The organism is Streptomyces sp. NPDC006923 (assembly GCF_040635655.1).
Classification (GTDB): Bacteria; Actinomycetota; Actinomycetes; order Streptomycetales; family Streptomycetaceae; genus Streptomyces.
In genome coordinates, this window is the sequence record NZ_JBEYIF010000008.1 from 278,926 (window position 1) to 302,926 (window position 24,001).

A 24,001-nucleotide genomic window follows, 5' to 3' on the forward strand; every position below is an offset into this window, starting at 1 on the left:
CGCATCAGCAGCTCAGGTTGGATCCCGGGGTGGTCCCGAGGATCTGGGTGAAGCTCTGATAGCTGTTGATCCGGCTCTGGACCTGTCCGGGGTTGCCGCCGTTGCATTCGATGCTGCCGTTGATGCTGCGGATGGTCTCGCCGAACCCACGGCCGTTGACCATGGCGTTGTGCGGGGTCATCGTGCCGGGACCGCTCTGGGTGTTCCAGTACCAGAGGGCCGTCTTCCATGCCACGGCCGAGTCGTTCTGCACCAGGTTGGGGTTGCGCAGGAGGTCGATGCCCAGGGCGTCGCCCGCCGCCTTGTAGTTGAAGTTCCAACTGAGCTGGATGGGCCCGCGGCCGTAGTACGCGGCCTGGCCGGCGGGGCAACCGTAGGACTGCGTCGCGTCGCAGTAGTGGGGGTAGTTGGCGGTGTTCTGCTCGACGATATGGACCAGCCCGCCGGTCTCGTGGCTGACATTGGCCAGGAAGGCCGCGGCCTCCTGGCGCTTGACCGTGTCGCTTCCGGTGTTCGCGAAGCCCGGGTAGGCGCTCAGCGCCGCGGTCAGTCCGCCGTAGGAGTAGAAGGAGTTCCGGCTCGGGAACATCTGATTGAACTGGCTCTGGCTGACCACAAAACCGCCCTGCGACGGCGGGGGGTCGGTGGGCGGCGTGCCGGTGCAGGTGTAGGGCTCCCAGTACCAGGTGCTCACGACCGGGTCATAGCCGGGGTTGTCGTGTTCGGCCCGGTAGAGCCTGCCGTCGGTGTACTTGACGATGTCGCCGGTGACATACGCCCGGCCCGCGGCCCAGGCCGGGTAGTCACAGCTTCCGCCGTTGCCGCCGCCGGGGCTGGTGCCGTCGCAGCTTCCCTGGTCGGCCCAGACATCGGCGGCGCCGGGGGTCTCCCCCTGGGTCCACCACTTGGCCGACCAGTTGTGACCGTTGTACGAGGCCGTGGTGCCGCCGGTGTAGACGGCGGACGCGCTCCAGCCCGCGGCGCAGGTCGCGGCGGAGGCGGAAGAGGCCGGCAGGAAAATCGCGAGGGCGAGGGCCGAAACCATCGCCGTGAGCAGTGCCAGGACACGCTGTCTCAAACGACTCACTCCTTCGCGCGGCCAGCGGAAGCCGATGGCCGACATGGGGGGTGAGGGAACCAAACCGGAATCCCGTTCACGTGTCAAGGTCTAGACCAAAGCACGGAGTTGGGCGCCAGGCGCCACAGCGCGATACCGGCCACCGGGGCTCCGGGGCCGTCAGGGACGCGGACGGCGCAGCGTGGAGACCCGTACCACCAGCTCGGGCTGGAGCACGATCCGGCGGTGTCCGTGCCCGGCACCGCTGCGCCGGCCACATCGTCGACGGAGACCGAGCAGCCGTGCGCTTCGGCCACGTCCTTGATCCCCACCGGACGGCGCGTCAGACGGAGACTTCCACGAGTTCCAGACCGGTCAGTCCGGCCACGGCTCGCAGCTCCGGCAGGAGCGCGCCGGTGGCGAGCACCCAGTGATGGCCGACGCCGCTCGCGCTCCACGCGTCGGTCCACTCCCCCGGGTCGCAGCCGAAGTCGACGCGGGAGGTGGTGTTGCCGATCTTCAGCAGGGGGCCCGCCACGACCCTGCCCTCGGCGGCGACCAGGCGGTAGCGGCCGTCGCGGCTCTGCCCGAGTCCGACGAGGGTGACGGGTCCGTGCCGTACGTCGAACTCGACGGAGACAGCCCAGCCGCGTTTGCCGTGGTAGACGCCGAGTCCGCGCAGCAGCGGCCTGCCCTCGCTGATGGCCGTGTGGCCGGGGCCGTCATGGCCCATCTCGACGGCACCGGCCGTGAAGTCCAGCGCCTGGAGTTCGGTGAAGGAGCCGCCGGCGCCGAGCCGGTCGGTGATCAGCATGGCCAGTGAGGTGCGGAGCTCGTACTCACCGCAGGCGGGGACGCCCCGGGCGGTGAGCAGCGAGGAGCCGAGGATCATGCCCGCGCCGAGCCGTTCGTGGATCTCCGCGTCGAGTCCTCGGTGGTAGTACGCGAGCGAATCGAGGTCGAAGTCGGCCACCAGCCGGTCGAGCCCGGCGGCGACCCGCGCGGCCCACTGGAGGTCGTCGTCCACGACGGAGCCGGCGAGTTCGAACACCTCCCGGGTCTCGTCGAGCTTCGCGCGCAGTTCGTTCTCCGTGACCCGCTCCACCCGCACCCGCAGGTCGTCGAATTCGACGACCTCCACGTGGCCGCCGAGGTTGCCGGGCACCATGGTGAGGTCCGTGGAGACGTCGTACATCCCGGGATAGAGATGTCCCATCAGGCCGTGCCGTCCGTTGCGCAGCGCCGCGCGGACCCCGGCGGCGCGGATCCAGCGGCCGATGCGCTCCCAGGCGCGGTCGTCCTCCAGATGCCCGGAGACGGAGCGGAACGGCACGCCGACGCGTTCGAAGGCGTTGGCCATCTCCGGCAGCGGACAGGCACCGCAGTACGCCAGCCACTGTCCGGTGTCGAAGGACGCGTGCTCCATCGACAGCGTGGGCTGGAGATTGATGAGCAGCACGGGCGCGTCGCCGCGCTGCGCGACGGGGACGAGCATGGTGGCCGTCATATAGGTGGTGAGAAAGCCGACGATCAGATCGCAGCCGGCGGCCCGGAGCTTCTCGGCCGCCGCCGCGCCCTCCTGGGCGTCGGAGATGAACCCGGCGTCGACGACCTCGGCGTCGAATTCCCTCATGCGTTCGGTGACCCGCGCCGCCGATCGCCTGAGCTGCGGAAGCAGTTCGGGGAACTGCGGCCAGTAGGCGCCCAGTCCGCCGGCCACCAGTCCGATCCTGGGCCTGCGGGCGACGGCGGGGATACGGGCGGTCATGGCGGCTCCATCGGTCGCTGGGCGGCCCGGGAGGGCCGGGGTGGCACAACTCAGAAGTCGAACTTGTCGATGTTGTTCTTGTCGAAGACGGTCGGCTCGCCGAGGATGACCTCGCCGTCCTTGCCGATGGTGTACTCGCCGAGCCTGCCCGCCTTGAACTTCTCGCCCTCGGCGCCGGTGATCTGGCCGGAGGCCAGGGCGGCGGCCGCGTACGAGCCCAGGTAGCCGAGTTCTTCCGGGTTCCACAGGGAGAACTGCTCGACGGTGCCGTCCTTGACGTACTCGCGCATCTGATTCGGGGTGCCGAGCCCGTTGAGGACGATCCTGCCCTGGTAGGAGGAGTCGCTCAGGTAGCGGGCGGCCGCCGCGATACCGACGGTGGTGGGCGAGATGATGCCCTTGAGATCGGGATAGGCCTGGAGCAGGCCCTGGGTCTGCTGGAAGGACTTCTGATCGGCGTCGTCGCCGTACGCGACCTTCACCAGCCGCATGTTCTTGTACTTGGGCTGCTTCAGCTCGTCCTTCATGAATTCGATCCAGGTGTTCTGGTTCGTCGCGTTCTGGGTGGCCGAGAGAATGGCGATCTTGCCCTGATAGCCGATCTGTTCGCCGAGATGCTGGACGAGGCTGCGGCCGATCTCCTCGGAGCCGGCCTGGTTGATGAAGAGCTGGCGGCAGTCCTTGGCGGTGTCGGAGTCGTACGCGACGACCTTGATGCCCTTCCTCATGGCCTGCTTGAGCGGGCCGCACACCGCGTTGGGGTCGTTGGCCGCGATCAGGATGGCGTCCTGGCGCTGCTGGATGAGGGTGTTGATGTACGAGACCTGCGAGGAGGCGCTGGCGTCGGAGGGGCCGACCTCCTTGCCCGTGCCGCCGTATTCCCTGGCCGCCGCGATGCCGGCCTCGTCGACGATCTTCTCGTACGGGTTGTTGATCTGCTTGGGCAGGAAAGCGAGTTCGAGGCCCTTCTTCAGCGGCGCGGACGGGTCCGCCTTGGCGGCCGTGCCCCCCTTCGAGGTGTCCCTCTTCGCGCTGTCCTTGGTGGTGCCGGAGCAGGCGGTGAGTGCGACGGCGAGGGCGCAGAGGGTGGCGGCGGTGGCTGCCGCGCGGCGCCGGGCGGCGGTACGGATCATCATGGCGGGGCGTGGACCTTTCTGGAGACTCAGCGGGGCTCGGGGGGTTCGGTGCGCGGGGCGGCGCCGGCGGCGCGTCGGTGCCGGCGTCCGGCCACGGTCGTGACGACCCGCGGGGTCAGGACGGAGGCGACGAGCAGCAGCCCGGTGACGATGACCTGGACCTCGTTCGGCACGTCGTTCAGCGTGAGCAGGTTCTTGAGGACCCCGATGAGCAGCACACCGGCGACCGCGCCGAACAGGGTGCCCCTGCCGCCGTCGAAGTCGACTCCGCCGAGCAGCACGGAGGCGATGACGAGCATCTCGAATCCGAGACCGTTGTCGGCGCGCGCGCTGCCGTACCGCAGGGTGAAGACGATGCCGGCGAACGCGGAGACCAGTCCGCTGACCACGAAGAGGATCAGCTTGAAGCGCTTCACCCTGATCCCGGCGAAGTGGGCGGCCTCCTCCTGCGCCCCGATGGCGTACAGCGACCGCCCGAAGACGGTGCGGTGCAGCAGCACGCCCGTGGCCACGGCCAGTACGGCGAAGAGGGCGACCGGGTAGGTGAGGAAGGTGCCCGGGATCGTGGTGGTGTCGACGGCCCAGTCGGCGTACGCCGAGGGGAAGTCGGTGACGGCGTCGCTGCCGAGCGCGACCGAGGCGAGGCCCCGGTAGAGCGCGAGGGTGCCGATGGTGACGGCGAGCGAGGGCAGGCCGACGCGGGTGACCAGCCAGCCGTTGAGCAGACCGCCGGCGACGCCCACCAGCAGCACCACGGGCACGATCATCTCGAAGGCCCAGCCCGCGTTCCACAGCGCGCCGGTCAGGGCGCTGCCCAGGCCCAGCATGGAGGCGACGGACAGATCGACCTGGCCGGTCACCACCAGCAGGGTCATGGGCAGCGCGATCAGGGCGACTTCGGCGATGTCGTTGAACGCGAAGGCGAGGTTCTCGCCGGACCCGAAGCCTTCGGTGGTGCCCAGACCGACGGTGAAGACCGCCACCAGCAGGGCGCCGACCGCGGTGTCCCAGCGCAGAGCGGCGGACCTGGCGAGCGCGCCGGTCCGGGACGGGCCGCCGCCCCGCGCGGGAGGCCGCGGCGCGGTCCGTGTGTCAGGCGCCGTCGCCATGCCGGACGCTCCTCTTCCTCAGTGCGGCTGTCATCCGCAGGGTGACGATCCGGTCGGCGCTGATGGCCGCGAGCAGCAGGGCGCCGGTGATGGCTCCCTGCCAGAAGGCATCGACCTTCAGGACGACCAGGGCGCTGCCGATGGTGGTGAGCAGCAGCGCGCCGAGCGCCGCGCCCCACACCGTGCCGGTGCCGCCCGTGATGGCGACACCGCCCACGACCACCGCGCTGACGACGGTGAGTTCCCAGCCATGGGCGTTGTCCGCGACGACGGTGCCGAAGCGGGCGAGCCAGAGGGCGCCCGCGAAACCGGCCACGGCGCCGGAGAAGGCATACGCGCCGAGGATTCTGCGGCGGACGGGCACGCCCGCGAGCCGGGCCGCCTCCGGGTTGGAGCCGATCGCGTACAGCTCGCGTCCCGACCGGTAGGAGCGCAGGAAGTACGCGGTGACGGCGAGCAGGACCAGGGCGATGAACGGCAGGAAGGGAACGCCGAGGACGCTTCCGCTGCCCAGGTCGAGAATCGGATCGGGCACGTCGGCGGCGCCGATCTGCTCGCCCTGCGCCCACCAGTAGTCGAGCCCCTGGATGATGTAGAGCATGCCGAGCGTGACCACGAGCGCCGGGACCCGGCCGAAGCTGACCAGGGCGCCGCTCACCAGCCCGCAGGCCACACCGAGCGCGATGCCCAGCAGCATGACCGTGAGTACGCCGTGGTCGGTCCCGGCGACGAATTTCCCGCAGGCGAAGGCGGAGAGTCCGACGACCGAGCCGACCGAGAGGTCGATATTGCGGGTGACGACGACCACGGACTGGCCGACGGCCAGCAGCACCAGGATGGAGGCGTTGAGGAGCAGGTCCTTGACGCCCTGGTCGTCGAGGAAGCGCGGGTTGGAGATCCAGGTGCCGAGGACGAGCAGCGCCAGCGCCCCGCCGATGCTGATCTCGCGGGCCCGGAACACGGTGTCGACGAGCGACCTGGCCGAGCCGCCGTCCCTGGCCGTCGCGGTGGGCTCGTCCAGCAGGGTGGTCATGCGGCCGCCCTTCCGGCGCGTCCGGTCGCGGCGGCCATCACCGTTTCCTCGGTGGCCTCCGCGCGGGGTATCTCGGCGGCGAGCCGGCCCTCGCGCATGACGAGGACCCGATCGGCCATGCCCAGGACCTCGGGGAGGTCGGAGGAGATCATCAGGACGGCGAGCCCCTCGGCGGCCAGGGAGGACAGCAGACGGTGCACCTCGGCCTTGGTGCCGACGTCAATGCCGCGGGTGGGTTCGTCGACGATGAGCACGGACGGTTCGGTGGCCAGCCACTTGGCGAGGACGACCTTCTGCTGATTGCCGCCCGACAGCACCTCGACGGGATCGGCGAGACGGTTGTACGTGAGCTGGAGGCGGACGGCCCAGTCCGCGGCCAGGGCGCTCTCCAGGGCCCGGCGCACCATGCCCCCTCTGCCGAGCCGGCCGAGGCCGGTGAGCGCGATGTTCCGCTCGACGGACATCTCCATGACCAGTCCGCGCCGGCGGCGGTCCTCGGGGACGAGCGCGACTCCGGCGTCCATGGCGGCGGTCGGTGAACCGGCGCGCAGCGCGCGGCCGTTGACCTCGACCTGGCCGGCGTCGGCCCGGTCGACACCGAAGAGGGCCTGTGCCACCTCGCTGCGTCCCGCGCCCACGAGCCCGGCGAGGGCGACGATCTCGCCCCGCCGTACCTCGAAGGAGATGTCCCGGAACACGCCCTCCCTGGTCAGTCTGCGTACCGACAGGGCCGTCTCGCCCACCGTCGTCCGCTGTTTGGGATACAGCTTGCCGAGATCGCGGCCCACCATCCCGCGGACCAGGTCGTCCTCGGTGAGACCGGCCAGCGGCTGCGAGGAGATCAGGCGGCCGTCGCGCAGGACGGTGACCCGCCGGCAGAGTGCGAAGATCTCCTCCAGCCGGTGGGAGATGAACAGGACGGCGGCGCCTTCGGCCAGCAGGGTCCTCACGACGGAGAACAGCCGGGCGGTCTCACTGCCCGTCAGGGCCGCGGTCGGCTCGTCCATGATGAGCACACGGGCATCGAAGGAGAGCGCCTTGGCGATCTCGACGATCTGCTGGTCGGCGATGGTGAGTCCGCGGGCCGGCCTGCGGGTGTCGAGGGCCACGCCGAGCCGCTTCATGAGCGCGGCGGTGGACTCGTGTGCGGCCCGGTGGTCGACACGGCCCAGCGTCCGCCGCGGCTGACGCCCCATGAAGATGTTCTCGGCGACGGACAGATCGGGGAAAAGCGTCGGCTCCTGGTAGATGACCGCGATCCCGGCGTCGCGGGCACCGGCCGGGCCCTGGAAGACGACCGGCTCACCGTCGAGCAGCACCTCGCCCGCGTCCGGCCGGTGCACCCCCGCGAGCGTCTTGATCAGAGTGGACTTGCCCGCGCCGTTCTCCCCCGCGAGGGCGTGCGCCTCACCGGGGAACAGACGCAGGGTGACGTCCCGCAAGGCCCGGACGGCGCCGAAGGACTTGCTGACGTCCTTCAGGGCCAGGACCGGGGCTGGGCCCCCGGCGGCCGGGGCGGCGGGGCCCGTGGCGGGCTGGTTCATGAGGGCTCCTCGGCGACGGAAGGCTCGTGCCGCCGTCCGCCGTGAAAGGTTTCAATGAGGTTGCTCGGAAGCTAAACGGCGATCGTCGGCGGCGTCAATGGGCCGTGCGCGACATTTTCCGTTGGATTCAGCGGGTCCGCTCCGGACAATTGCAGCCGCCTCGCGAAGGGTTGACACCTCTTCACGCGTCCCATAACTTCGCCGCGATGAAACGATTCATAAAGAATCGTGTGACTGACTCGCACCGCGGGTCCGCATCACGGGAGCGCTGAGAGATGACCGGTCGATCCGCCGAGTCCGCCGTGAAGGCGGCGCTGAAGTCACAGGCTGTCGAGACGCCGTCGTGGGCGTTCGGGAATTCGGGCACGCGGTTCAAGGTGTTCGCGCAGCCGGGCGTGCCGCGGACACCGGGTGAGAAGCTGGCGGACGCCGCGCGGGTCCACGCGCACACGGGCGTGGCACCCTCGGTGGCCCTGCACATCCCGTGGGACCGGGTCGACGACTACGGCGCGCTCGCGGCCGGGGCCCGGGCGGCGGGGCTCCGTATCGGGGCGATCAACGCGAACGTGTTCCAGGACGACGACTACAAGCTGGGGTCCGTCACGCATCCGGACGCCGCTGTGCGGCGCAAGGCGCTCGGTCATCTGCTGGAGTGTGTCGACGTCATGGACGCCACGGGGTCGCGCGATCTGAAACTGTGGTTCTCCGACGGGATCAACTATCCCGGGCAGGACGACATCTCGGCCCGTCAGGGCCGGCTCGCCGAGGCTCTGTCCGCCGTCTACGAGCGGCTCGGCGAAGGGCAGCGCATGCTGCTGGAGTACAAGCTGTTCGAGCCCGCCTTCTACGCCATGGACGTGCCGGACTGGGGAACGGCGTACGCGCACTGTCTGCGGCTGGGGCCGAGGGCCCAGGTCGTCGTCGACACGGGACACCACGCGCCGGGCACCAACATCGAGTTCATCGTCGCGCTGCTGCTGCGGGAGGGGAAGCTCGGCGGATTCGACTTCAACTCCCGCTTCTACGCGGACGACGACCTGATGGCCGGGGCCGCCGATCCCTTCCAGCTCTTCCGGATCATGTACGAGGTGATCAGAGGCGGCGGATTCACGGCGGAGACGGCCTTCATGCTCGACCAGTGCCACAACATCGAGGAGAAGATCCCCGCGATCATCCGCTCGGTGATGAATGTGCAGGAGGCCACGGCCAAGGCGCTGCTGGTGGACGCGGAGGCGCTGGACGCGGCCCAGCGTGCCGGAGATGTGCTGGCGGCCCACGCGGCCCTGATGGACGCGTTCAACACCGATGTACGTCCGCTGGTCGCGGAGGTCCGCGCGGAACTCGGCGCGGACGCCGACCCCGTCGCCGCCTATCACGCCTCCGGCTACGGCAAGAAGATCATCGCCGAGCGGGTCGGCGGCACTCCCGCGGGCTGGGGGGCCTGAGCCGCCCCAGGCCCGTCCGTCCGGCGCGAAGACCGCACCTCACAGAGGGACATGATGACCGACCAGCACGCAGCACATCCCGTCGTCCATCCCGCGGCGGAGCAGCTCCTGGCCCGCTCGCACCGGCTCGGCGCCGATCCGCGCAACACCAACTACGCCGGTGGCAACACCTCGGCGAAGGGATCCGCGCCCGATCCCGTGACCGGTGACGAGATCGAGCTGATGTGGGTGAAGGGATCGGGTGGCGATCTGGGCACCCTCACGGCCGGCGGACTGACCGCGCTGCGCGTCGACCGGCTGCGGGCGCTGACCGCGGTCTATCCGGGCGTGGCGCGCGAGGACGAGATGGTCGCGGCCTTCGACTACTGCCTGCACGGCAGGGGCGGGGCGGCCCCGTCCATCGACACCGCCATGCACGGACTGGTCGACGCGCCCCATGTGGACCATCTGCATCCGGACTCGGGTATCGCCCTGGCCTGCGCGGCCGACGGCGAGAAGCTGACGGCGGAGTGCTTCGGCGACACGGTGGTCTGGGTGCCCTGGCGCCGTCCCGGCTTCCAGCTCGGCCTGGACATCGCCGCCGTCAAGGAGGCTCATCCGCGGGCGATCGGATGTGTGCTCGGCGGTCATGGGATCACCGCCTGGGGCGCCACGTCGGACGAGTGCGAGCGCAACTCCCTGCACATCATCCGCACCGCCGAGGAGTTTCTGGCGGAGCAGGGCAGACCGGAGCCCTTCGGTCCGGTGCTGCCGGGGTACGAGCCGCTGCCCGAGACGGAACGGCGGGCCAGGGCGGCCGCGCTCGCGCCGCTGATCCGCGGTCTCGCCTCCACCGACCGGCCGCAGGTGGGCCACTACACCGCCACCGGCCCGGTCCTCGACTTCCTCTCCCGCGCCGAACACCCGCGGCTGGCCGCCCTGGGCACGTCCTGTCCCGACCACTTCCTGCGCACCAAGGTCCGTCCCCTGGTGCTCGACCTGCCGGCCGGGGTGCCACTGGAGCGGGCGCGGGACCGGCTGGCCGCGCTGCACACCGCGTATCGCGAGGAGTACCGGGCGTACTACGAGCGGCACGCGGTGCCGGGCTCGCCGCCGATGCGCGGCGCGGATCCGGCGATCGTGCTGGTGCCGGGCGTGGGCATGTTCTCCTTCGGCAAGGACAAGCAGACCGCCCGGGTCGCGGGCGAGTTCTATCTCAACGCCGTCCATGTGATGCGCGGCGCCGAGGCCGTCTCCTCGTACGCGCCGATCGAGGAGGCCGAGAAGTTCCGTATCGAGTACTGGGAGCTGGAGGAGGCCAAGCTGCGCCGGATGGCGGCCCCCAAGCCGCTGGCGACCCGGGTCGCCCTGGTGACGGGGGCGGGCTCGGGCATCGGCAGGGCCGTCGCGCACCGGCTGGTGGCGGAAGGCGCCTGTGTGGTGGTCGCGGACCTCAACACCGACAGCGCGACAACGGTCGCCGGGGAGCTGGGCGGCCCGGACAAGGCGGTCGCGGTCACCGTCGACGTGACCGACGAGGAGCAGATCAAGGCGGCGTTCGACCTGGCCGCGCTCGCCTTCGGCGGAGTCGATCTGGTCGTCAACAACGCGGGTATCTCGATCTCCAAGCCGCTGCTGGAGACCACCGCCAGGGACTGGAACCTCCAGCACAACATCATGGCGCGCGGCTCTTTCCTGGTCTCCCGCGAAGCCGCGCGGATCATGGCGGATCAGGACCTCGGCGGCGACATCGTCTACGTCGTCTCCAAGAATTCGGTGTTCGCGGGCCCCAACAACATCGCCTACTCCGCGACCAAGGCCGACCAGGCCCATCAGGTGCGGCTGCTGGCAGCCGAGTTGGGCGGGCTGGGCATCAGGGTCAATGGCGTCAACCCGGACGGTGTGGTCCGGGGTTCCGGGATCTTCGCCGGCGGCTGGGGCGCCGAACGCGCCGCGGTGTACGGGGTGGCGGAGGAGAAGCTCGGTGAGTTCTACGCCCAGCGGACGCTCCTCAAGCGGGAGGTGCTGCCCGAGCATGTGGCCAACGCGGTGTTCGCGCTGACCGGCGGCGACCTCAGCCACACCACAGGGCTGCACGTCCCGGTCGACGCCGGGGTGGCGGCGGCCTTCCTGCGCTAGGGCGTGCAGGCCAGGGGGACTTTCGCAACACGCCCTGGATGTGTCCGAGACGCCCCGGAGCCGTTCGCCCGCCTCACCCGCAGGCCGACGAGGTCCGCCGATCCACGAGGTTTCCCGTGTCTGTCACCGACCCCCTCCTCTTCGCCGCTGTCGACCTCGGCGCGTCCAGTGGGCGCGTCATGGCCGGACATGTCTCGGGCGACGGCGCCGGAACGGTGCGCCTCCGCCAGGCCCACCGGTTCCCCAACCGACCCGTACGGATCGGCGGCACGTTGCACTGGGACATCCTGTCGCTGTACGCGGGTGTGCTGGACGGGCTGCGGGCGGTCGGCGCCGCGGCGGGCGTGCCGCCCGTGAGCGTCGGTATCGACGGCTGGGCCGTCGACTACGGACTGCTCGACGCGTCCGGCGCGCTGCTGGGCAATCCGGTGCACTACCGCGACACACGCACCGAGGGCGAGGCCGCCAAGGTGGCCGCTGTGCTCGCGCCGCCCGTGCTGTACCGGGCGACGGGCCTGCAGTACCTGCCCTTCAACACGCTCTACCAGCTCACGGCCGCGCAGGGCAGTCCGGCGCTCGGCGCCGCGAGCCGGCTGCTGCTGATCCCCGATCTCATCGCGTACTGGCTCACCGGCGAAGCCGGGACGGAACTCACCAATGCCTCCACCACCCAGCTCGTCGACCCCCGCACCCGCGACTGGTCCCGGTCCGTCGCGGGCGCACTCGGCATCGACCTCGCGCTGTTCGCGCCGATGCGCGAGCCGGGCGATCCGGCGGGTCGACTGTTGCCCGGTGTGCTGGCCGAGACCGGTCTGAGGGACCCGGTACGGGTGACGACTGTCGGTTCCCACGACACCGCGTCCGCCGTCGCGGCGGTCCCGGCGGCGGGCGACCGGTTCGCCTATGTCGCCACCGGCACCTGGTCCCTCGCCGGACTCGAACTGGACGCCCCGGTGCTCACCGAGGAGAGCCGGCGGGCCAACTTCACGAATGAGCTGGGTGTGGACGGCACCGTCCGCTATCTGCGCAACATCATGGGCCTGTGGCTGCTTCAGGAATGCCTGCGCACCTGGGAGGCGGCCGGCACGCCCCAGCGGCTGGACGGGCTCCTGCGCGAGGCGGCCGACGTACCGGGGCTGCGGTCGTTCGTCGACGCGGACGACCCGGCCTTTCTCGCACCGGGGGACATGCCCCGGCGGATCGTGGACGCCTGCCGCCGCTCCGGCAGGCCCGCGCCGGAAGGCCCGGCCGAGATCACCCGCTGTGTGCTCGATTCGCTGGCCCTCGCCCACCGCCGCGCGATCGAGGACGCGCAGCGTCTGTCCGGCCGTGCCGTGGACATCGTGCACCTGGTCGGCGGCGGCGCCCACAACGACCTGCTGTGCCGGCTCACGGCCGATGCCTGTGGGCTGCCGGTCGTGGCCGGTCCGGCCGAAGCCGCGGCCCTGGGCAACGTACTCGTCCAGGCGCGCGCCGCGGGCGCGGTCCGGGGCGACCTCTCGGACCTGCGTGCCCTGCTCCGCGGCACAGGGGAGTTCCGCCGGTACGAGCCCGTCGCCGGCGGCGCGGACTGGGACCGGGCGGCAGCCCTGATCGCCGCCACGGGGACACGGAGGTGACCTGCGGGTCCGGACTCAGCCGACCGTTCCGGCAGCACACACCGCTTATATGATGGTCGACCCGGTCGGGGGGTCGTCGAGAAGGGTCTCCGGCGACAGGGGTCCCGATGACAAGTGACAGGGCAGGCAGCACGCGTGGCGCAGACGGTCGGCATCAAGGACGTGGCCCGGCTGGCCGGTGTCTCGGTCGGAACCGTCTCCAATGTGCTCAACCGGCCCGAGAAGGTCTCCGAACCCACACGTCTGCGGGTGCGGGCGGTGATCCAACAGCTCGGTTTCGTACGAAGCGAGACGGCCCGGCAGCTCCGGGTCGGCACCAGTCGCATCCTGGCCATCCTGGTGCTCGACATGGCGAATCCGTTCTTTGTCGCCGTGGCCAAGGGCGCCGAGCGCGCGGCGCGCGAGGAGGGCCTCGGAGTGATGCTCTGCAACAGCGCGGGGAGCAGGACGGAGGAGGCGGAGTATCTGTCGCTCTTCGCCGAACAGCGGGTGCGCGGAGTGCTGCTCACGCCCGCCGACACGACCGGCGGCAATGTGCGGGAGTTCGCGCGCCGGGGCATTCCCTTCATCCATGTCGACCGGGCCGTGCCCACCGCCGATGGCTGCTCCGTCTCCGTCGACGATGTGGCGGGCGGCGCACTCGCGGTCAGGCATCTGCTGGCGGCCGGGCATCGCTCGGTGACATACATCAGCGGCCCGATGTCCGTTCCCCAGTGCCGGGACCGCCGTACCGGCGCGCTGGCCGCTCTGCGTGAGGCCGGTCTGCCCGAACAGGCGCTGCGTCAGGTGGAGTCGGCGCGGCTGGATGTGGCGTCCGGCATCGACGCGGGGGCGCGGCTACTGGGTCTGGCGGAGCGTCCCACGGCTGTGTTCTGCGCCAACGATCTGCTCGCACTGGGCGTCCTGCAGGCGATGTACGGGGCCGGGGTGGATGTCCCGGGCGACATGTCGATCGTCGGCTATGACGACATCGAGTTCGCGGCCGCGGCTGTCGTACCCCTCACCTCGGTGCGGCAGCCGGCGGACCGGATGGGCCGTACGGCGGCGGAGATGCTGATGGAAGAGACGGGGCCGGACGCGGAGCACCATACGCATCGCTCCGTGGTCCTCCAGCCCGAGCTGGTCGTGCGCCGATCGACGCGGCAACTCGCTTACTGAGAACCACTGAGAAGCACTGAGAAACGCTGAGAAACACCTGGAAGCATCGAGAGGCCGGTTCCGCGCACCCGAGCGGATGCGCCGGCCCGATCAGACCCGACCCAATCCGGCCCGACCCGCTCCTGTCCTGTCCTGTCCTGTCCTGTCCGCAGGGTGGAGCCGGACGCATCGAACATCGAACCCCGGCGCCCGAAGGGGAATTGCTTCAAGAAAGGGTCAACAAGACGCCATCACCAACCCATGGCCAAGGCTGTCACGGATAGTCTCCGGCCGTGATATCGACCAGACAGGCGCATACGCCTCCCGTTTCCACCGCCACGCCACGCCGCACGCTGCTCCGTGCGGCGCTCGCGGGAACCGCCGCCACCGCCGGAGTGGCCCTCGCGGCGCCGTCCGCCGGCGCGGCCACCCACCCCCAGCCGACCCGCCCCCGGCCCACCACTCCGGACGAGGCACTCAGGGAACTCGCCGAGGGCAACCGGCGCTGGCGGACCTTCAGGGAGCAGCACCCGCACGAGACGGAGACCGTTCGGCGGACTCTCGTATCGGGCCAGCACCCGTTCGCGATCGTCCTCGGATGCGTCGACTCCCGGGTACCGCCTGAGCTCGCCTTCGACCAGGGGCTCGGCGATCTGCTGACCGTGCGGTCGGCGGGTGAGGTCCTGGACGAGGCCGTGCTCGGCAGCATCAGCTACGGCGTACTGGAACTGGGCATACCGCTGGTCCTGGTCCTGGGACACCAGTCGTGCGGCGCCGTCGCCGCGGCCGTCAAGGCGGACGACACGGGCGAGGAACTCCCCGCCCACATTCAGTACCTGGCCGACCAGATCAGCCCCGCGATCGACCACACCCAGCAGGGCGACGCGCGTACCGACGCCACCATCACCGCCAACGTCCAGCGGATCACCGAGCGCCTGGCGGCCGAGCCCGACCTCGCGGCCAAGGTGGCCGAGGGCAAGCTGGCCATCGTCGGGGCCCGCTACGAACTCACCACTCAGCTCGTCCACCGGATCGACTGACCACCACGTCCGCCGGGCCCCGCCGGCCCGGGCGCAGTCCGCGCCCGGAGGGGCCCGGCGCGTGCCGCCCCGCCCGACTCAGGCCCGGGCAGGAGGCGCCCAGGTCAGGTCAGGTCAGGTCAGGTCAGGTCAGGTCAGGTCAGGTCAGGGAACGATCGAGTCGATGTAGCCGCCGTCGACACGGACGGCCGCGCCGGTGGTGGCCGACGCGAGAGGTGAGCTCAGGTAGACCACCATATGGGCGATCTCCTCGGGCTCGATAAGGCGCTGAAGCAGGGACTGAGGACGGTGTTCGCGCATAAAGGCGCGCTGCGCCTCTTCCCAGGGCAGCGAGGAATCCACCAGTTCATAGACGAAGTCCTCGACCCCACCGGTGTGGGTCGGCCCGGCCAGCACGGCGTTGACGGTCACTCCGCTGCCCGCCGCCGCCTTGGCGAAACCGCGGGAGACCGCGAGCAGCGAGGTCTTGGACATTCCGTAGTGGATCATCTCGGCGGGGATGACCACCGCGGAATCGCTGGCGATGTACTGGATACGGCCCCAGGACCGCTCGGTCATTCCGGCCAGGTAGGCCCGGGTGAGCCGGATCGCGGACAGCACATTGACCTCGAAATAGCGGCGCCACTCCTCGTCGCCGATCTCCAGCGGCGGCTTCGCGCCGAAGATGCCCAGATTGTTGACGAGGATGTCCACATGAGGCAGCCCGTCGACCACCTGCCGGGCACCGTCCTCCGACGCGACATCGCCGGGCGCGGCCAGGAACTCGCCGTCAGGGACCTCCGAGCGCTGTCGCTCCAGGGCCGCGCCCACGGACTCGGCCGTACGCCCGTTGACCGCGACCCGGGCCCCCGCGCGGGCGAGTCCGGTCGCGATGGCCGCACCGATCCCCTGGGTGGAGCCCGTCACCAGAGCGGTCTTTCCGGCAAGGTCGATACGCACGATTCAAATCCTTCCCTGTGCCCTCGTTGGGCCACGTCATTGTGCGCCAGGGCGACGCCGCCGCCCGGCCGGAGAATCCCGGCGGTGTGTCGCCTCAAGAACCCCCTGTCGGGGATGCGACACCTCAACGCCGCTACCCCTCATCACCCGGCGGATGCGTCCGGACTCGGGCGGTCGGAACACCGGCGGGACTGATGACCGGTCGGGCCGAACCGTGATGACCGGTCAGGCGAAACCGATGATCCGTCATGCGACAAGCCCCGCCCTCTTGATGTGGACCCGACACCTGTGTCATATATGTCTAGACCATTGCCCCCGGATGGAGGACAAGGCCATGCAAAGGATCGCCGGCCTCGCCGCGCTCGTTTCCGCCGCCGTTCTCACCCTGACCGCTTGCGGCTCCGACGACGCCGAGGCGAAGCCGCCTTCGGCGCCCGCCGGAGTCACCGTCCAGGCCGGGAGCGCCAGCTCCGTCCATGTGATGTGGGACCAGGCCGACGACAGGGCCGGAATCCGCGGATACGAGGTCTATCGGGGCAGGACGAAGGTCAAGGTTGTCCCGGCCGCGCAGAACATGATCGATGTCAGCGGGCTGAAGCCCTCGACCACCTACTCCTTCACGGTCCGCGCCCGGGACGCCGATGGCACGCTCTCGCCGCCCAGCGGCGCGAAGTCCGTCACCACACCGGCCGCGGTCGCCGAGGACAAGGACGCTCCGGCCCGGCCCGCCGGGCTCGCGGGAAGGAGCGACGGCGCCCGCGCCGCCCGGCTGAGCTGGACCAAGGCGCCGGACGGCCAGGGCATCACCTCGTACGACATCTACCAGGGCGGTTCCAAGATCCACAGCGTCGGAGGGGACACCGGCACGGCCCGGATCACCCGACTGCGGCCAGGAACGCACTACAGCTTCACGGTCACCGCACGGGACGCCGCGGACAACTCCTCGCCTGCCAGCCGGGCCGTCGAGATCACTACTCCGTACGGCCCCGGCGACGATCCCGACACGGCGCCCATCGGCTTCCGGGCCACGACGCACACCGCCGACGGTGCGCACTATGTCGACCTGTCCTGGCTCGCGCCGAAGACCGGCACCGATGTCCCGTCGTACCAGATCTATCTCGACGGAAAGTTCGCCACGACTCTGACCTGGGGCGACGAGGCCCCCCGGGGCCGCGCCACCTACAGCGTGTATGTGAGCAAGACGGCCGGCGAGACGTACCGGGTGAAGCTCCGCGCCAAGCTGCCCGACGGCAACTGGGGCAAATTCTCGGCGGAACGGACCGTCGTCACCGGCGGCCGGTCCTGAGGTCCGACGTCCGTACGGCGGAGCGGTCAGCGCGGAGCGCCGCCTTCGGCGGGGGCACACCCGGCGTCCTCGGTACCGGACGACCTGATCTCGTCGAGGTGGTTCTCCACCCAGTCACGCAACTGCCCGAGAGGGGTGGCGACTCCCTGACCGAGCGAGGTGAGCGCGTACTCGACATGGAGCGGTACGGCCGGATAGACGGTACGTTCGACAAAGCCGTGGTCCTCCAGCTTGCGCAGGGTGTTGGTCAGCACCTTGGGGCTGACCCCCTGAAGCCGTCGCTGGAGTGCCCCGAACCGCTGCGGACCTGGCTCCAAGGCCCCGATGGCCAGGGCGGCCCACTTGTTCGCCAGCAGATCCAGCACATCCCTGCACGGACATTGCGCCGCGTAGACGTCATGTTCGGCGTGTCGGCCCGTCGTACATGCGATTGCCATCGCATCGCCCTCCAGCCTGGCTTGAGCTGCATGCTTTCCGATGGATAGTAATCGCCCTTGCGGGATACCAGCACCTCGGGGCTAGCGTGCGGGCTGTTGACCAGCAACCGGCCGGGCAGCGCGCAAGTACCCCGGCGCGCCATAACAGGAGAACCGCTATGAGCAGCGAGACGACCATGCGTGGGATCACCCAGGACACCTTCGGCGGCCCCGAGGTCCTCCGGTTCACCGAGTTGCCACGACCGGAGCCGCTGCCGACCGAGGTCCAGGTCAAGGTCCACGCGGCGGGCGTGAATCCTGTCGACCGGAAGACCCGCGAGGGCAGCGGGATGTCCCATGTTCTGGGCGAGCCCCCTTTTGTACTCGGCTGGGACGTCTCCGGCGTCGTCACCAAGACCGGTTTCGGTGTCCATACTCTGCGCGTGGGCGACGAAGTGTACGGAATGCCGTGGTTTCCCCGGCAGGCCGGCGCCTACGCCGAGTATGTGACCGCTCCCTCCCGCCAGTTCGCGCTCAAGCCGGTGTCGATCGACCATGACCGGGCCGCCGCGGTGCCGCTGGCCGCGCTCACCGCGTGGCAGTCGCTCGTCGACGCCGCACACGTCGAGCCCGGACAGCGTGTCCTGATCCACGCCGCCGCCGGTGGAGTCGGCCACTTCGCGGTGCAGTTCGCCAAGCACCTCGGGGCGTATGTCATCGGCACCGCCCGCGCGGCCAACCACGACTGGCTGCGGTCGCTCGGCGTGGACGAACTCATCGACTACACCGCGGTGCGATTCGAGGAGGCCGTGAGCGATGTCGATGTCGTGATCGATCTCGTCGGGGACCAGGCCGACGCGACGAGCACTCGCTCGCTGAAGACGCTGCGGCCCGGCGGCCTCATCATCAGCGTGCCCTCCGGGGCGTCCCCGGACTTCCTTGAGACGGCTCAGGCTCGGGGGCTGCGGGCGATGGCCTTCCTGGTGGAGCCCGACGGCGCCGCGCTGACCCGGATCGCGGGACTGATCGACAAGGGCACCGTCCATGTAGAGGTCGAGGACGTGCTGCCGCTGGCGGAGGCGGGCGAAGCCCATCGCAGGAGCGCGGCGGGCCGGGCGCGGGGCAAGCTCGTCCTGCACGTCGCCCCCTGACACCGGGCCGGATCGCCGGGATATGGGCCCGACGATCCCGCCGAGGTCCTCCGCCCGCCCTGGGGTCTTTCGTTTGGATCTGGCTGGGTCAGGAAGCGGGATCTGGTGCCATGGATCGCAAGGCGGAGGAGCGAGCCGACGCGGAGCGTCGGCGCCTTCCCGCACCGACAACGCCGCGAGACGCGGCGCCCGGGCACACGGGACCAGCACGATCCAAACGAGAGGCCCCACGTGTCTCGCCGTCCGGCCGCCCTTCACCGGGGGACCGTGTGCCCAAGGGGCCGGCGCCTCCCGGCGTACGGCGGTTCGGACGGCCTCGTCGGCCGTGGCACCCTTCCGCCACGGCGCGGCGGGGGCCCCGCGGCATGCGGAGCGGGATCCTGACGGCGCCCGGTGAGGCCCCCGGGGCGCGCGAAGGGGACGGCGCTCCGGGCCTCTGCCAGCAGTGCGGTCAGACTGGCGCGGTACCACGAGATCTCGTCCGGCCGGTCCGCCACCAGCAGGCGCCGCACCGTCGCCTGCGCCGCCTCGGACACCGGGTGGGCCTGGGCGAGATCGGGCCGCAGCCGGTGCAGACAGGCGCGTTCATCCGGATCGGCCACCAGCTCGGCCAGCTCGACCGGGCCCAGCACACAGCCGACCACCGCGGCCCGCTCCCAGGGATCTTCCCTCTCGCGCAGCAGAAGGCCCACCCGCCGGCTGCGCCAGTTGCGCGAGCGGCGGTCTTCTCCCTCATCGAGGCAGGCGCGCAGGGCGGGTGGCAATCGTCCCGCGAGCAGCGTCGGCTGCCCCGCGGCGAACGCCCTGAGCTCCTCGGCCAGATACAGCCATACGACCGCGCGATAGCGATTCAGGGAGAGCCTCACCGGCGTGATGCATCCCGCCCGTGCCAGCCGGGTGAAGCGGCCCGGGCTGACGGTCATCAGCTTCGCTCCCTCGGCGGTGCCCACGGTCCTGACCCGTTCGCGCAGCGCGTCCGGGAAGCCGTCCGCCGCCCGCACCCGCTCGATTTCCCGCCGGGGGACCTGCCGTCGGCCCGCTCCGGGCCCGGCCGTGGTGCGGATGTGCCCGAGCCGCACGGCGAGTTCGAACTCGGTGCGCCTCAGCTCCAGTTCCCGCGCGGCCCGCACCGCGCCGAAAGCGCCTGGTGCTTTCTCGCCCGCCCCCGTGGCGTTCGTATCCCGGATGTCCTGGGCTCTCACCCCGCGCCGGACCCCGGGCCGTGTGCCGTCCCGCACCTGGCAGTCGGCCAGTCTCCGCGCCGGTGCCACTCCCCGCGCCCGAGCCTGTTCCTGACGATCGCTGACGGACATGATGGTCCTCCCCGTGAGACGTCACTACTCTCGGTGATGACCGTAGCGCGGCAGCGATGTTCTCCGCTCGGCCTGTGGACAACTTCCGAGGCCGCGTGGAACTCCCAGTTCAGAGGCCGTTCAGGCGGGTGGAACGGGCTGCCTGGCCGCCACGGCCAAGTGCTCGCCCACCCGGTTGACGAGCAGGGTCATCTCGTAGGCGACCTGACCGACATCGGCCTCGGCCGTGGTCAGTACACACAGACAGCTCCCGTCGCCCGCAGCGGTGACGAACAGCAGCGCCTCGTCGAATTCGACCATGGTCTGCCGGGGCTTGCCCGCCCGGAAGTGGCGTCCGGATCCCCGCGCGAGGCTGTGCAGCCCGGAGGACACCGCGGCGAGGTGCTCCGCGTCCTCGCGAGCGAGCCCCCCGCTGGCCCCCGTCACCAGGCCGTCGTTCGACAGCACCAGTGAGTGTTGTATGTGCTCGACCCGTTCGGTCAGGTCGTCCAGCAGCCAGTCCAGTCCCTTTTCCAGCGGCATTGTTGTTCCTCCCCGTTCAGGTGTTCCCACGTCCCCCGACGCCCGTAGCCTTCCTCACCCGTCGCTCGTGGGCAAGCCGTCCTTGAGCTTCCGGGGCGTCGTGGCGCGCCGGGCCTCCTCGGCGGCAGAGAATGCGCGCATGGCGACACACATGAGCAAAGAGGAGTGGCACGCCTTCGTCTCCGAAGGCACGCGCACCGGCAAACTGTCCACCGTGCGGGCCGACGGGAGCCCGCACATCGCGCCCGTCTGGTTCGTTCTCGACGGTGACGACCTCGTCTTCAACACCGGCAAGGAGACCGTGAAGGGCCGCAATCTGCTGCGCGACAACCGCGTGGCGCTGTGCGTGGACGACGAGCGTCCGCCATTCGCCTTCGTGGTGATCCAGGGGCGGGCCGACATCGACGAGGAGCCTGGGCAGTTGCGCGCCTGGGCGACCCGGATCGCCGCGCGGTACATGGGCCCGGAGCAGGCCGAGGAGTTCGGACTGCGCAACGGCGTGCCGGGCGAACTGGTGGTGCGCGTGCGGATCGACAAGGCCATGGCCTACGCGGGCGTCGCGGACTGACCCGCCTGCCCGATGGGGTCCTCACCGTACGCCGGCGCGGTGAGGACTCGTCCTCCGCCGGACCGTGCGGGGCGGGTGGTCAGGCGGGAGCCGAGAGGCGCCGCACCCGCGTGTCGTACGCGGAACCGAGCACGGCGCAGGCGGCCGCGTAACCGGGGCCCGCGGGCACATCGGAGACGGTCCAGCCGGACGGCGGTTCGGCCAGTCCCGAGGTGCCCAGATAGTCGGCGGCGAGGTCACGTCCCAGACCGGTACCAAGACCCTTGAGGTATGCCTCCTTGCGTGTCCACAGACGGGTGAAGGCAGTCCCTCTTCGCTCCCGGGGCGTGGTGGACAGCTCGGCCTGTTCGGCGGGGTGCAGGACGGCACTCAGCTCGGCGACCGTGTCCGGCGCCGCCACCGGTTCGATGTCGACTCCGACGGCGGCGTCCGCCACTCCGATCAGGACCAGATCACCGCCGTGGGACAGCGAGAAGTGCGGCGCGTGGGACGGTTCCGTGAGCACGGGCCTGCCGTGCGGCCCCCCGCAGCAGGGGCAGACGTCGCGGCCGAAGACGAGATCCCGCGGAGGAAGCCCCGCGTACGGACTCAGGATCCGGCGGAGCGCGGTGTGCGCGGAGGCGTAGCGGACCCGGTCGCGCCCATGGACGAAAGCCCCCGTGCGCCGTCGTTCGTCCGCGTCGAGCAGGGAGAGATCCAGCGACTCCTCTTCGATGCCCGCGGTGTCCAGCAACCAGAGGTCCACTGTGCCCGGACGCGGCCGGGCGGCCGGGTCACTTCGGTGGTCGGCGTCGAACAGGGCGGTCTCCCGGGGGCTCTGACATCTTCTGGCGTGCGGTCGGGAGGCGTGGTGTCCTTACGCTGCCCGGCGCGCCGACCAGGCTACCGCCGGGCGGACGCCGCAGCCGTCCCCTTACCGATCCGGCGGCTCGCCGCCCCGGGCGGCGGGGCCCGGCCGGGCGTCGGCGAGCCGGGCGGCGCGGATCGTGAGGTAGTGCCGCTCCGGGAGGCTGGCCGTACGGCGGGCCGCCTCCATGAAGTTTTCCCGCGCGCCCTGCGCGTCGCCGGCCATGTCGAGCAGGTGGGCCCGCACCACATGGATCCGGTGATGGTCCGCCAGAGGGCCCTCCACCTCCAGGACTTTGAGGAGGTCGAGCCCCGCCGCCGGTCCCCGCACCATGGCGACGGCCACGGCCCGGTTGAGCGAGACGACCGGGTTCGCGGACAGCCGCTCCAGCACCCCGTACAGCGCCAGGATCTGCGGCCAGTCGGTCTCCGCCGCCGTCTCGGCCTCGTCATGCACGGCGGCGATCGCCGCCTGGACCTGATAAGGACCGAGCGGCCCCCGAGGCAGGGCGGCCGTGATGAGCGCGATGCCCTCGGCGACGGCCCCGGCGTCCCACCGGCCGCGGTCCTGCTCCGCGAGCGGCACGAGTTCACCCGCCGGGCCGGTACGCGCCGCACTCCTGGCGTCGGTGAGCAGCATGAGCGCGAGCAGACCGGCGACCTCGCCGTCACCGGGAAGCAGTTGGTGCAGGGCTCTGGTCAGCCTGATCGCCTCCCGGGACAGCTCGACCCGCTGCAAGTCCGGCCCTTCGCTGGTGACGTACCCCTCGTTGAAGATCAGATAGAGGACGTGCAGCACCGCCTCCAGCCGCCGGGCGCGGTCCTTGTCGTCGGGCAGCCGGAACGGGATGCCCGACGCTTTGATGCGCTGCTTGGCCCGGCTGATCCGCTGTCCCATGGTCGCCTCGGGCACCATGAAGGCCCGCGAGATCTCGCTCGTACTCAGCCCGCCGACACACCGCAGCGTCAGCGCGATCGCCGACGAGGGCGAGAGCGCGGGGTGGCAGCAGAGGAACAGCAGGAGCAGCGAGTCGTCCCGGGCCGCCTCGTCGCCGGTGTCGGCGGGCGGTGCCGCCTGCCGGTCGGCGGGCAGGTGCCCGGCCGCCAGGTCCTCGCGGCGGCGGCGCGCCCGCTCACCGCGTACCTGCTCGGCCATACGACGGCTCGCGACCTGGATCAGCCAGCCGCGCGGATTGCGTGGCACGCCCTCCCCCGGCCACTGGACCGCCGCCGCCAGCAGCGCCTCCTGTACGGCGTCCTCGGCAGCGTCGAAGTCTCCGAACCGCCTGGTGAGGACGCCGACGACCTGCGGCGCCAGCGCCCGCAGCAGGTCCTCGGCCGTCTCCTCAGGACCGGTCACCGGACGGATCCGTGACAAGTCGCCGTGGACGTCTCCGGCTTGGCCCCCGGCTGGAGTCTCCGGATCAGTCAGCGCTCACATCTCCTGGGCCGGTGCCACCATCACCTGGCGCACCTCGATCGGCATGTTCAGCGGCTCACCGCCGGGACCGGGAGCCGTCGACACATGGGCGGCCAGCTCCACCGCCCGCTCGGCGGTGTCGCAATCCACGATCCAGTACCCGGCGAGGAACTCCTTGGTCTCAGGGTAGGGGCCGTCGGTGACAACGGGGGCGCCTCCGCCGCCGGCCCGGACGATCTTCGCCTGGTCGGGGCCGGCCAGCCCTTGCGCGTCGACCAGTTCGCCCGCCTCGGAGAGCTTCTTGTTGGTGTCGTGCATAAAGGCGATGTGTGCCTGGATCTCCTCCGGGGTCCAGGTGGTGACCGGCGGGAAGTCCACGGTCTTCTCGCTGAACTGCATCAGCAGCATGTACTTCACGGTGTTCTCCTCACTCCGTCGAGCCCTCGTCGGCGCTTCTCACGGCCAGGTCGAAGCACTCGACGCGATTTCGACATCTTCGGCGAGGTTTCCGGAA

21 protein-coding genes are annotated in these 24,001 nt (G+C 70.7%); 8 read left to right on the forward strand and 13 right to left on the reverse strand.

All coding sequences use genetic code 11. From position 1 onward, the window contains the following. Positions 1-4: 4 nt before the first annotated feature. The 6 genes from ABZ707_RS18785 to ABZ707_RS18810 all read right to left on the reverse strand — a co-directional run bounded on the left by ABZ707_RS18785 (position 5) and on the right by ABZ707_RS18810 (position 7,647). Positions 5-1,078: a glycoside hydrolase family 19 protein gene (locus ABZ707_RS18785; RefSeq protein ID WP_360175624.1), complete on the reverse strand. Its 1,074-nt coding sequence runs from the start codon at positions 1,076-1,078 to the stop codon at positions 5-7. A 322-nt stretch (positions 1,079-1,400) separates the two neighbouring features. Beyond that, positions 1,401-2,825 (reverse strand): L-fucose/L-arabinose isomerase family protein, encoded by a 1,425-nt coding sequence (locus tag ABZ707_RS18790; RefSeq protein WP_360175627.1) that lies wholly within the window; start codon positions 2,823-2,825, stop codon positions 1,401-1,403. A 50-nt stretch (positions 2,826-2,875) separates the two neighbouring features. Continuing rightward, positions 2,876-3,961, reverse strand: a complete 1,086-nt coding sequence (rhaS, locus tag ABZ707_RS18795) for a rhamnose ABC transporter substrate-binding protein (RefSeq protein WP_360175630.1) — start codon at positions 3,959-3,961, stop codon at positions 2,876-2,878. 26 nt (positions 3,962-3,987) lie between these two features. After that, complete coding sequence (locus tag ABZ707_RS18800) at positions 3,988-5,070, reverse strand: ABC transporter permease (RefSeq protein ID WP_360175633.1); 1,083 nt, start codon at positions 5,068-5,070, stop codon at positions 3,988-3,990. Beyond that, positions 5,054-6,103 (reverse strand): ABC transporter permease, encoded by a 1,050-nt coding sequence (locus ABZ707_RS18805; protein WP_360175636.1) that lies wholly within the window; start codon positions 6,101-6,103, stop codon positions 5,054-5,056. The genes ABZ707_RS18800 and ABZ707_RS18805 overlap by 17 nt, the downstream gene beginning before the upstream one ends. After that, entirely contained in the window at positions 6,100-7,647 is a 1,548-nt protein-coding gene (locus ABZ707_RS18810; RefSeq protein ID WP_360175639.1) for a sugar ABC transporter ATP-binding protein, read from the reverse strand. The genes ABZ707_RS18805 and ABZ707_RS18810 overlap by 4 nt, the downstream gene beginning before the upstream one ends. 275 nt (positions 7,648-7,922) lie before the next feature. Here ABZ707_RS18810 and rhaI point away from each other — a divergent pair, with 275 nt between their 5' ends. From rhaI to ABZ707_RS18835, 5 genes are all read left to right on the forward strand, one after another. After that, positions 7,923-9,092, forward strand: a complete 1,170-nt coding sequence (gene rhaI / locus ABZ707_RS18815; RefSeq protein WP_360175642.1) for an L-rhamnose isomerase — start codon at positions 7,923-7,925, stop codon at positions 9,090-9,092. 54 nt (positions 9,093-9,146) lie between these two features. After that, a complete protein-coding gene (locus tag ABZ707_RS18820) occupies positions 9,147-11,210 on the forward strand; it encodes a bifunctional aldolase/short-chain dehydrogenase (protein ID WP_360176015.1) in 2,064 nt (687 codons plus the stop codon). 116 nt (positions 11,211-11,326) lie between these two features. Then, positions 11,327-12,829, forward strand: a complete 1,503-nt coding sequence (locus tag ABZ707_RS18825) for a rhamnulokinase family protein (RefSeq protein ID WP_360175645.1) — start codon at positions 11,327-11,329, stop codon at positions 12,827-12,829. Between the two features lie 135 nt (positions 12,830-12,964). Then, positions 12,965-13,987 carry a LacI family DNA-binding transcriptional regulator gene (locus ABZ707_RS18830; RefSeq protein WP_360175648.1) on the forward strand — a complete coding sequence of 341 codons (1,023 nt, stop codon included), beginning with the start codon at positions 12,965-12,967 and terminating at the stop codon, positions 13,985-13,987. A gap of 272 nt (positions 13,988-14,259) precedes the next feature. After that, complete coding sequence (locus ABZ707_RS18835) at positions 14,260-15,006, forward strand: carbonic anhydrase (protein ID WP_360175651.1); 747 nt, start codon at positions 14,260-14,262, stop codon at positions 15,004-15,006. Positions 15,007-15,150: 144 nt separating this feature from the next. Here the strand turns inward: ABZ707_RS18835 and ABZ707_RS18840 are convergent, their stop codons facing one another. Next, positions 15,151-15,945, reverse strand: coding sequence for an SDR family oxidoreductase (locus ABZ707_RS18840; RefSeq protein WP_360175654.1), 795 nt, complete (start codon positions 15,943-15,945; stop codon positions 15,151-15,153). Positions 15,946-16,279: 334 nt separating this feature from the next. Here ABZ707_RS18840 and ABZ707_RS18845 point away from each other — a divergent pair, with 334 nt between their 5' ends. Further along, the gene (locus tag ABZ707_RS18845; protein WP_360175657.1) at positions 16,280-17,251 is read left to right on the forward strand and encodes a fibronectin type III domain-containing protein; all 972 of its coding nucleotides are present in this window, start codon (positions 16,280-16,282) and stop codon (positions 17,249-17,251) included. A gap of 26 nt (positions 17,252-17,277) precedes the next feature. On the opposite strand, the gene ABZ707_RS18850 is transcribed toward ABZ707_RS18845, so the two are convergent. Further along, complete coding sequence (locus ABZ707_RS18850; protein WP_360175660.1) at positions 17,278-17,688, reverse strand: helix-turn-helix domain-containing protein; 411 nt, start codon at positions 17,686-17,688, stop codon at positions 17,278-17,280. Positions 17,689-17,846: 158 nt separating this feature from the next. Here ABZ707_RS18850 and ABZ707_RS18855 point away from each other — a divergent pair, with 158 nt between their 5' ends. Next, positions 17,847-18,818 carry an NADP-dependent oxidoreductase gene (locus ABZ707_RS18855; RefSeq protein WP_360175663.1) on the forward strand — a complete coding sequence of 324 codons (972 nt, stop codon included), beginning with the start codon at positions 17,847-17,849 and terminating at the stop codon, positions 18,816-18,818. Positions 18,819-19,072: 254 nt separating this feature from the next. On the opposite strand, the gene ABZ707_RS18860 is transcribed toward ABZ707_RS18855, so the two are convergent. Beyond that, complete coding sequence (locus ABZ707_RS18860) at positions 19,073-20,131, reverse strand: DUF6397 family protein (RefSeq protein WP_360175666.1); 1,059 nt, start codon at positions 20,129-20,131, stop codon at positions 19,073-19,075. A 120-nt stretch (positions 20,132-20,251) separates the two neighbouring features. After that, positions 20,252-20,653, reverse strand: a complete 402-nt coding sequence (locus ABZ707_RS18865) for a roadblock/LC7 domain-containing protein (RefSeq protein ID WP_360175669.1) — start codon at positions 20,651-20,653, stop codon at positions 20,252-20,254. Positions 20,654-20,792: 139 nt separating this feature from the next. Here ABZ707_RS18865 and ABZ707_RS18870 point away from each other — a divergent pair, with 139 nt between their 5' ends. Further along, complete coding sequence (locus ABZ707_RS18870) at positions 20,793-21,221, forward strand: PPOX class F420-dependent oxidoreductase (protein ID WP_360175672.1); 429 nt, start codon at positions 20,793-20,795, stop codon at positions 21,219-21,221. A 79-nt stretch (positions 21,222-21,300) separates the two neighbouring features. On the opposite strand, the gene ABZ707_RS18875 is transcribed toward ABZ707_RS18870, so the two are convergent. The 3 genes from ABZ707_RS18875 to ABZ707_RS18885 all read right to left on the reverse strand — a co-directional run bounded on the left by ABZ707_RS18875 (position 21,301) and on the right by ABZ707_RS18885 (position 23,895). Beyond that, on the reverse strand, positions 21,301-21,954 hold the full coding sequence (locus ABZ707_RS18875; protein WP_360175675.1) for a 4'-phosphopantetheinyl transferase superfamily protein: 654 nt from the start codon (positions 21,952-21,954) through the stop codon (positions 21,301-21,303). A gap of 180 nt (positions 21,955-22,134) precedes the next feature. Beyond that, positions 22,135-23,427, reverse strand: a complete 1,293-nt coding sequence (locus ABZ707_RS18880) for a sigma-70 family RNA polymerase sigma factor (protein ID WP_360175678.1) — start codon at positions 23,425-23,427, stop codon at positions 22,135-22,137. A gap of 75 nt (positions 23,428-23,502) precedes the next feature. After that, positions 23,503-23,895: a YciI family protein gene (locus tag ABZ707_RS18885; RefSeq protein ID WP_360176018.1), complete on the reverse strand. Its 393-nt coding sequence runs from the start codon at positions 23,893-23,895 to the stop codon at positions 23,503-23,505. Positions 23,896-24,001: the final 106 nt, after the last annotated feature.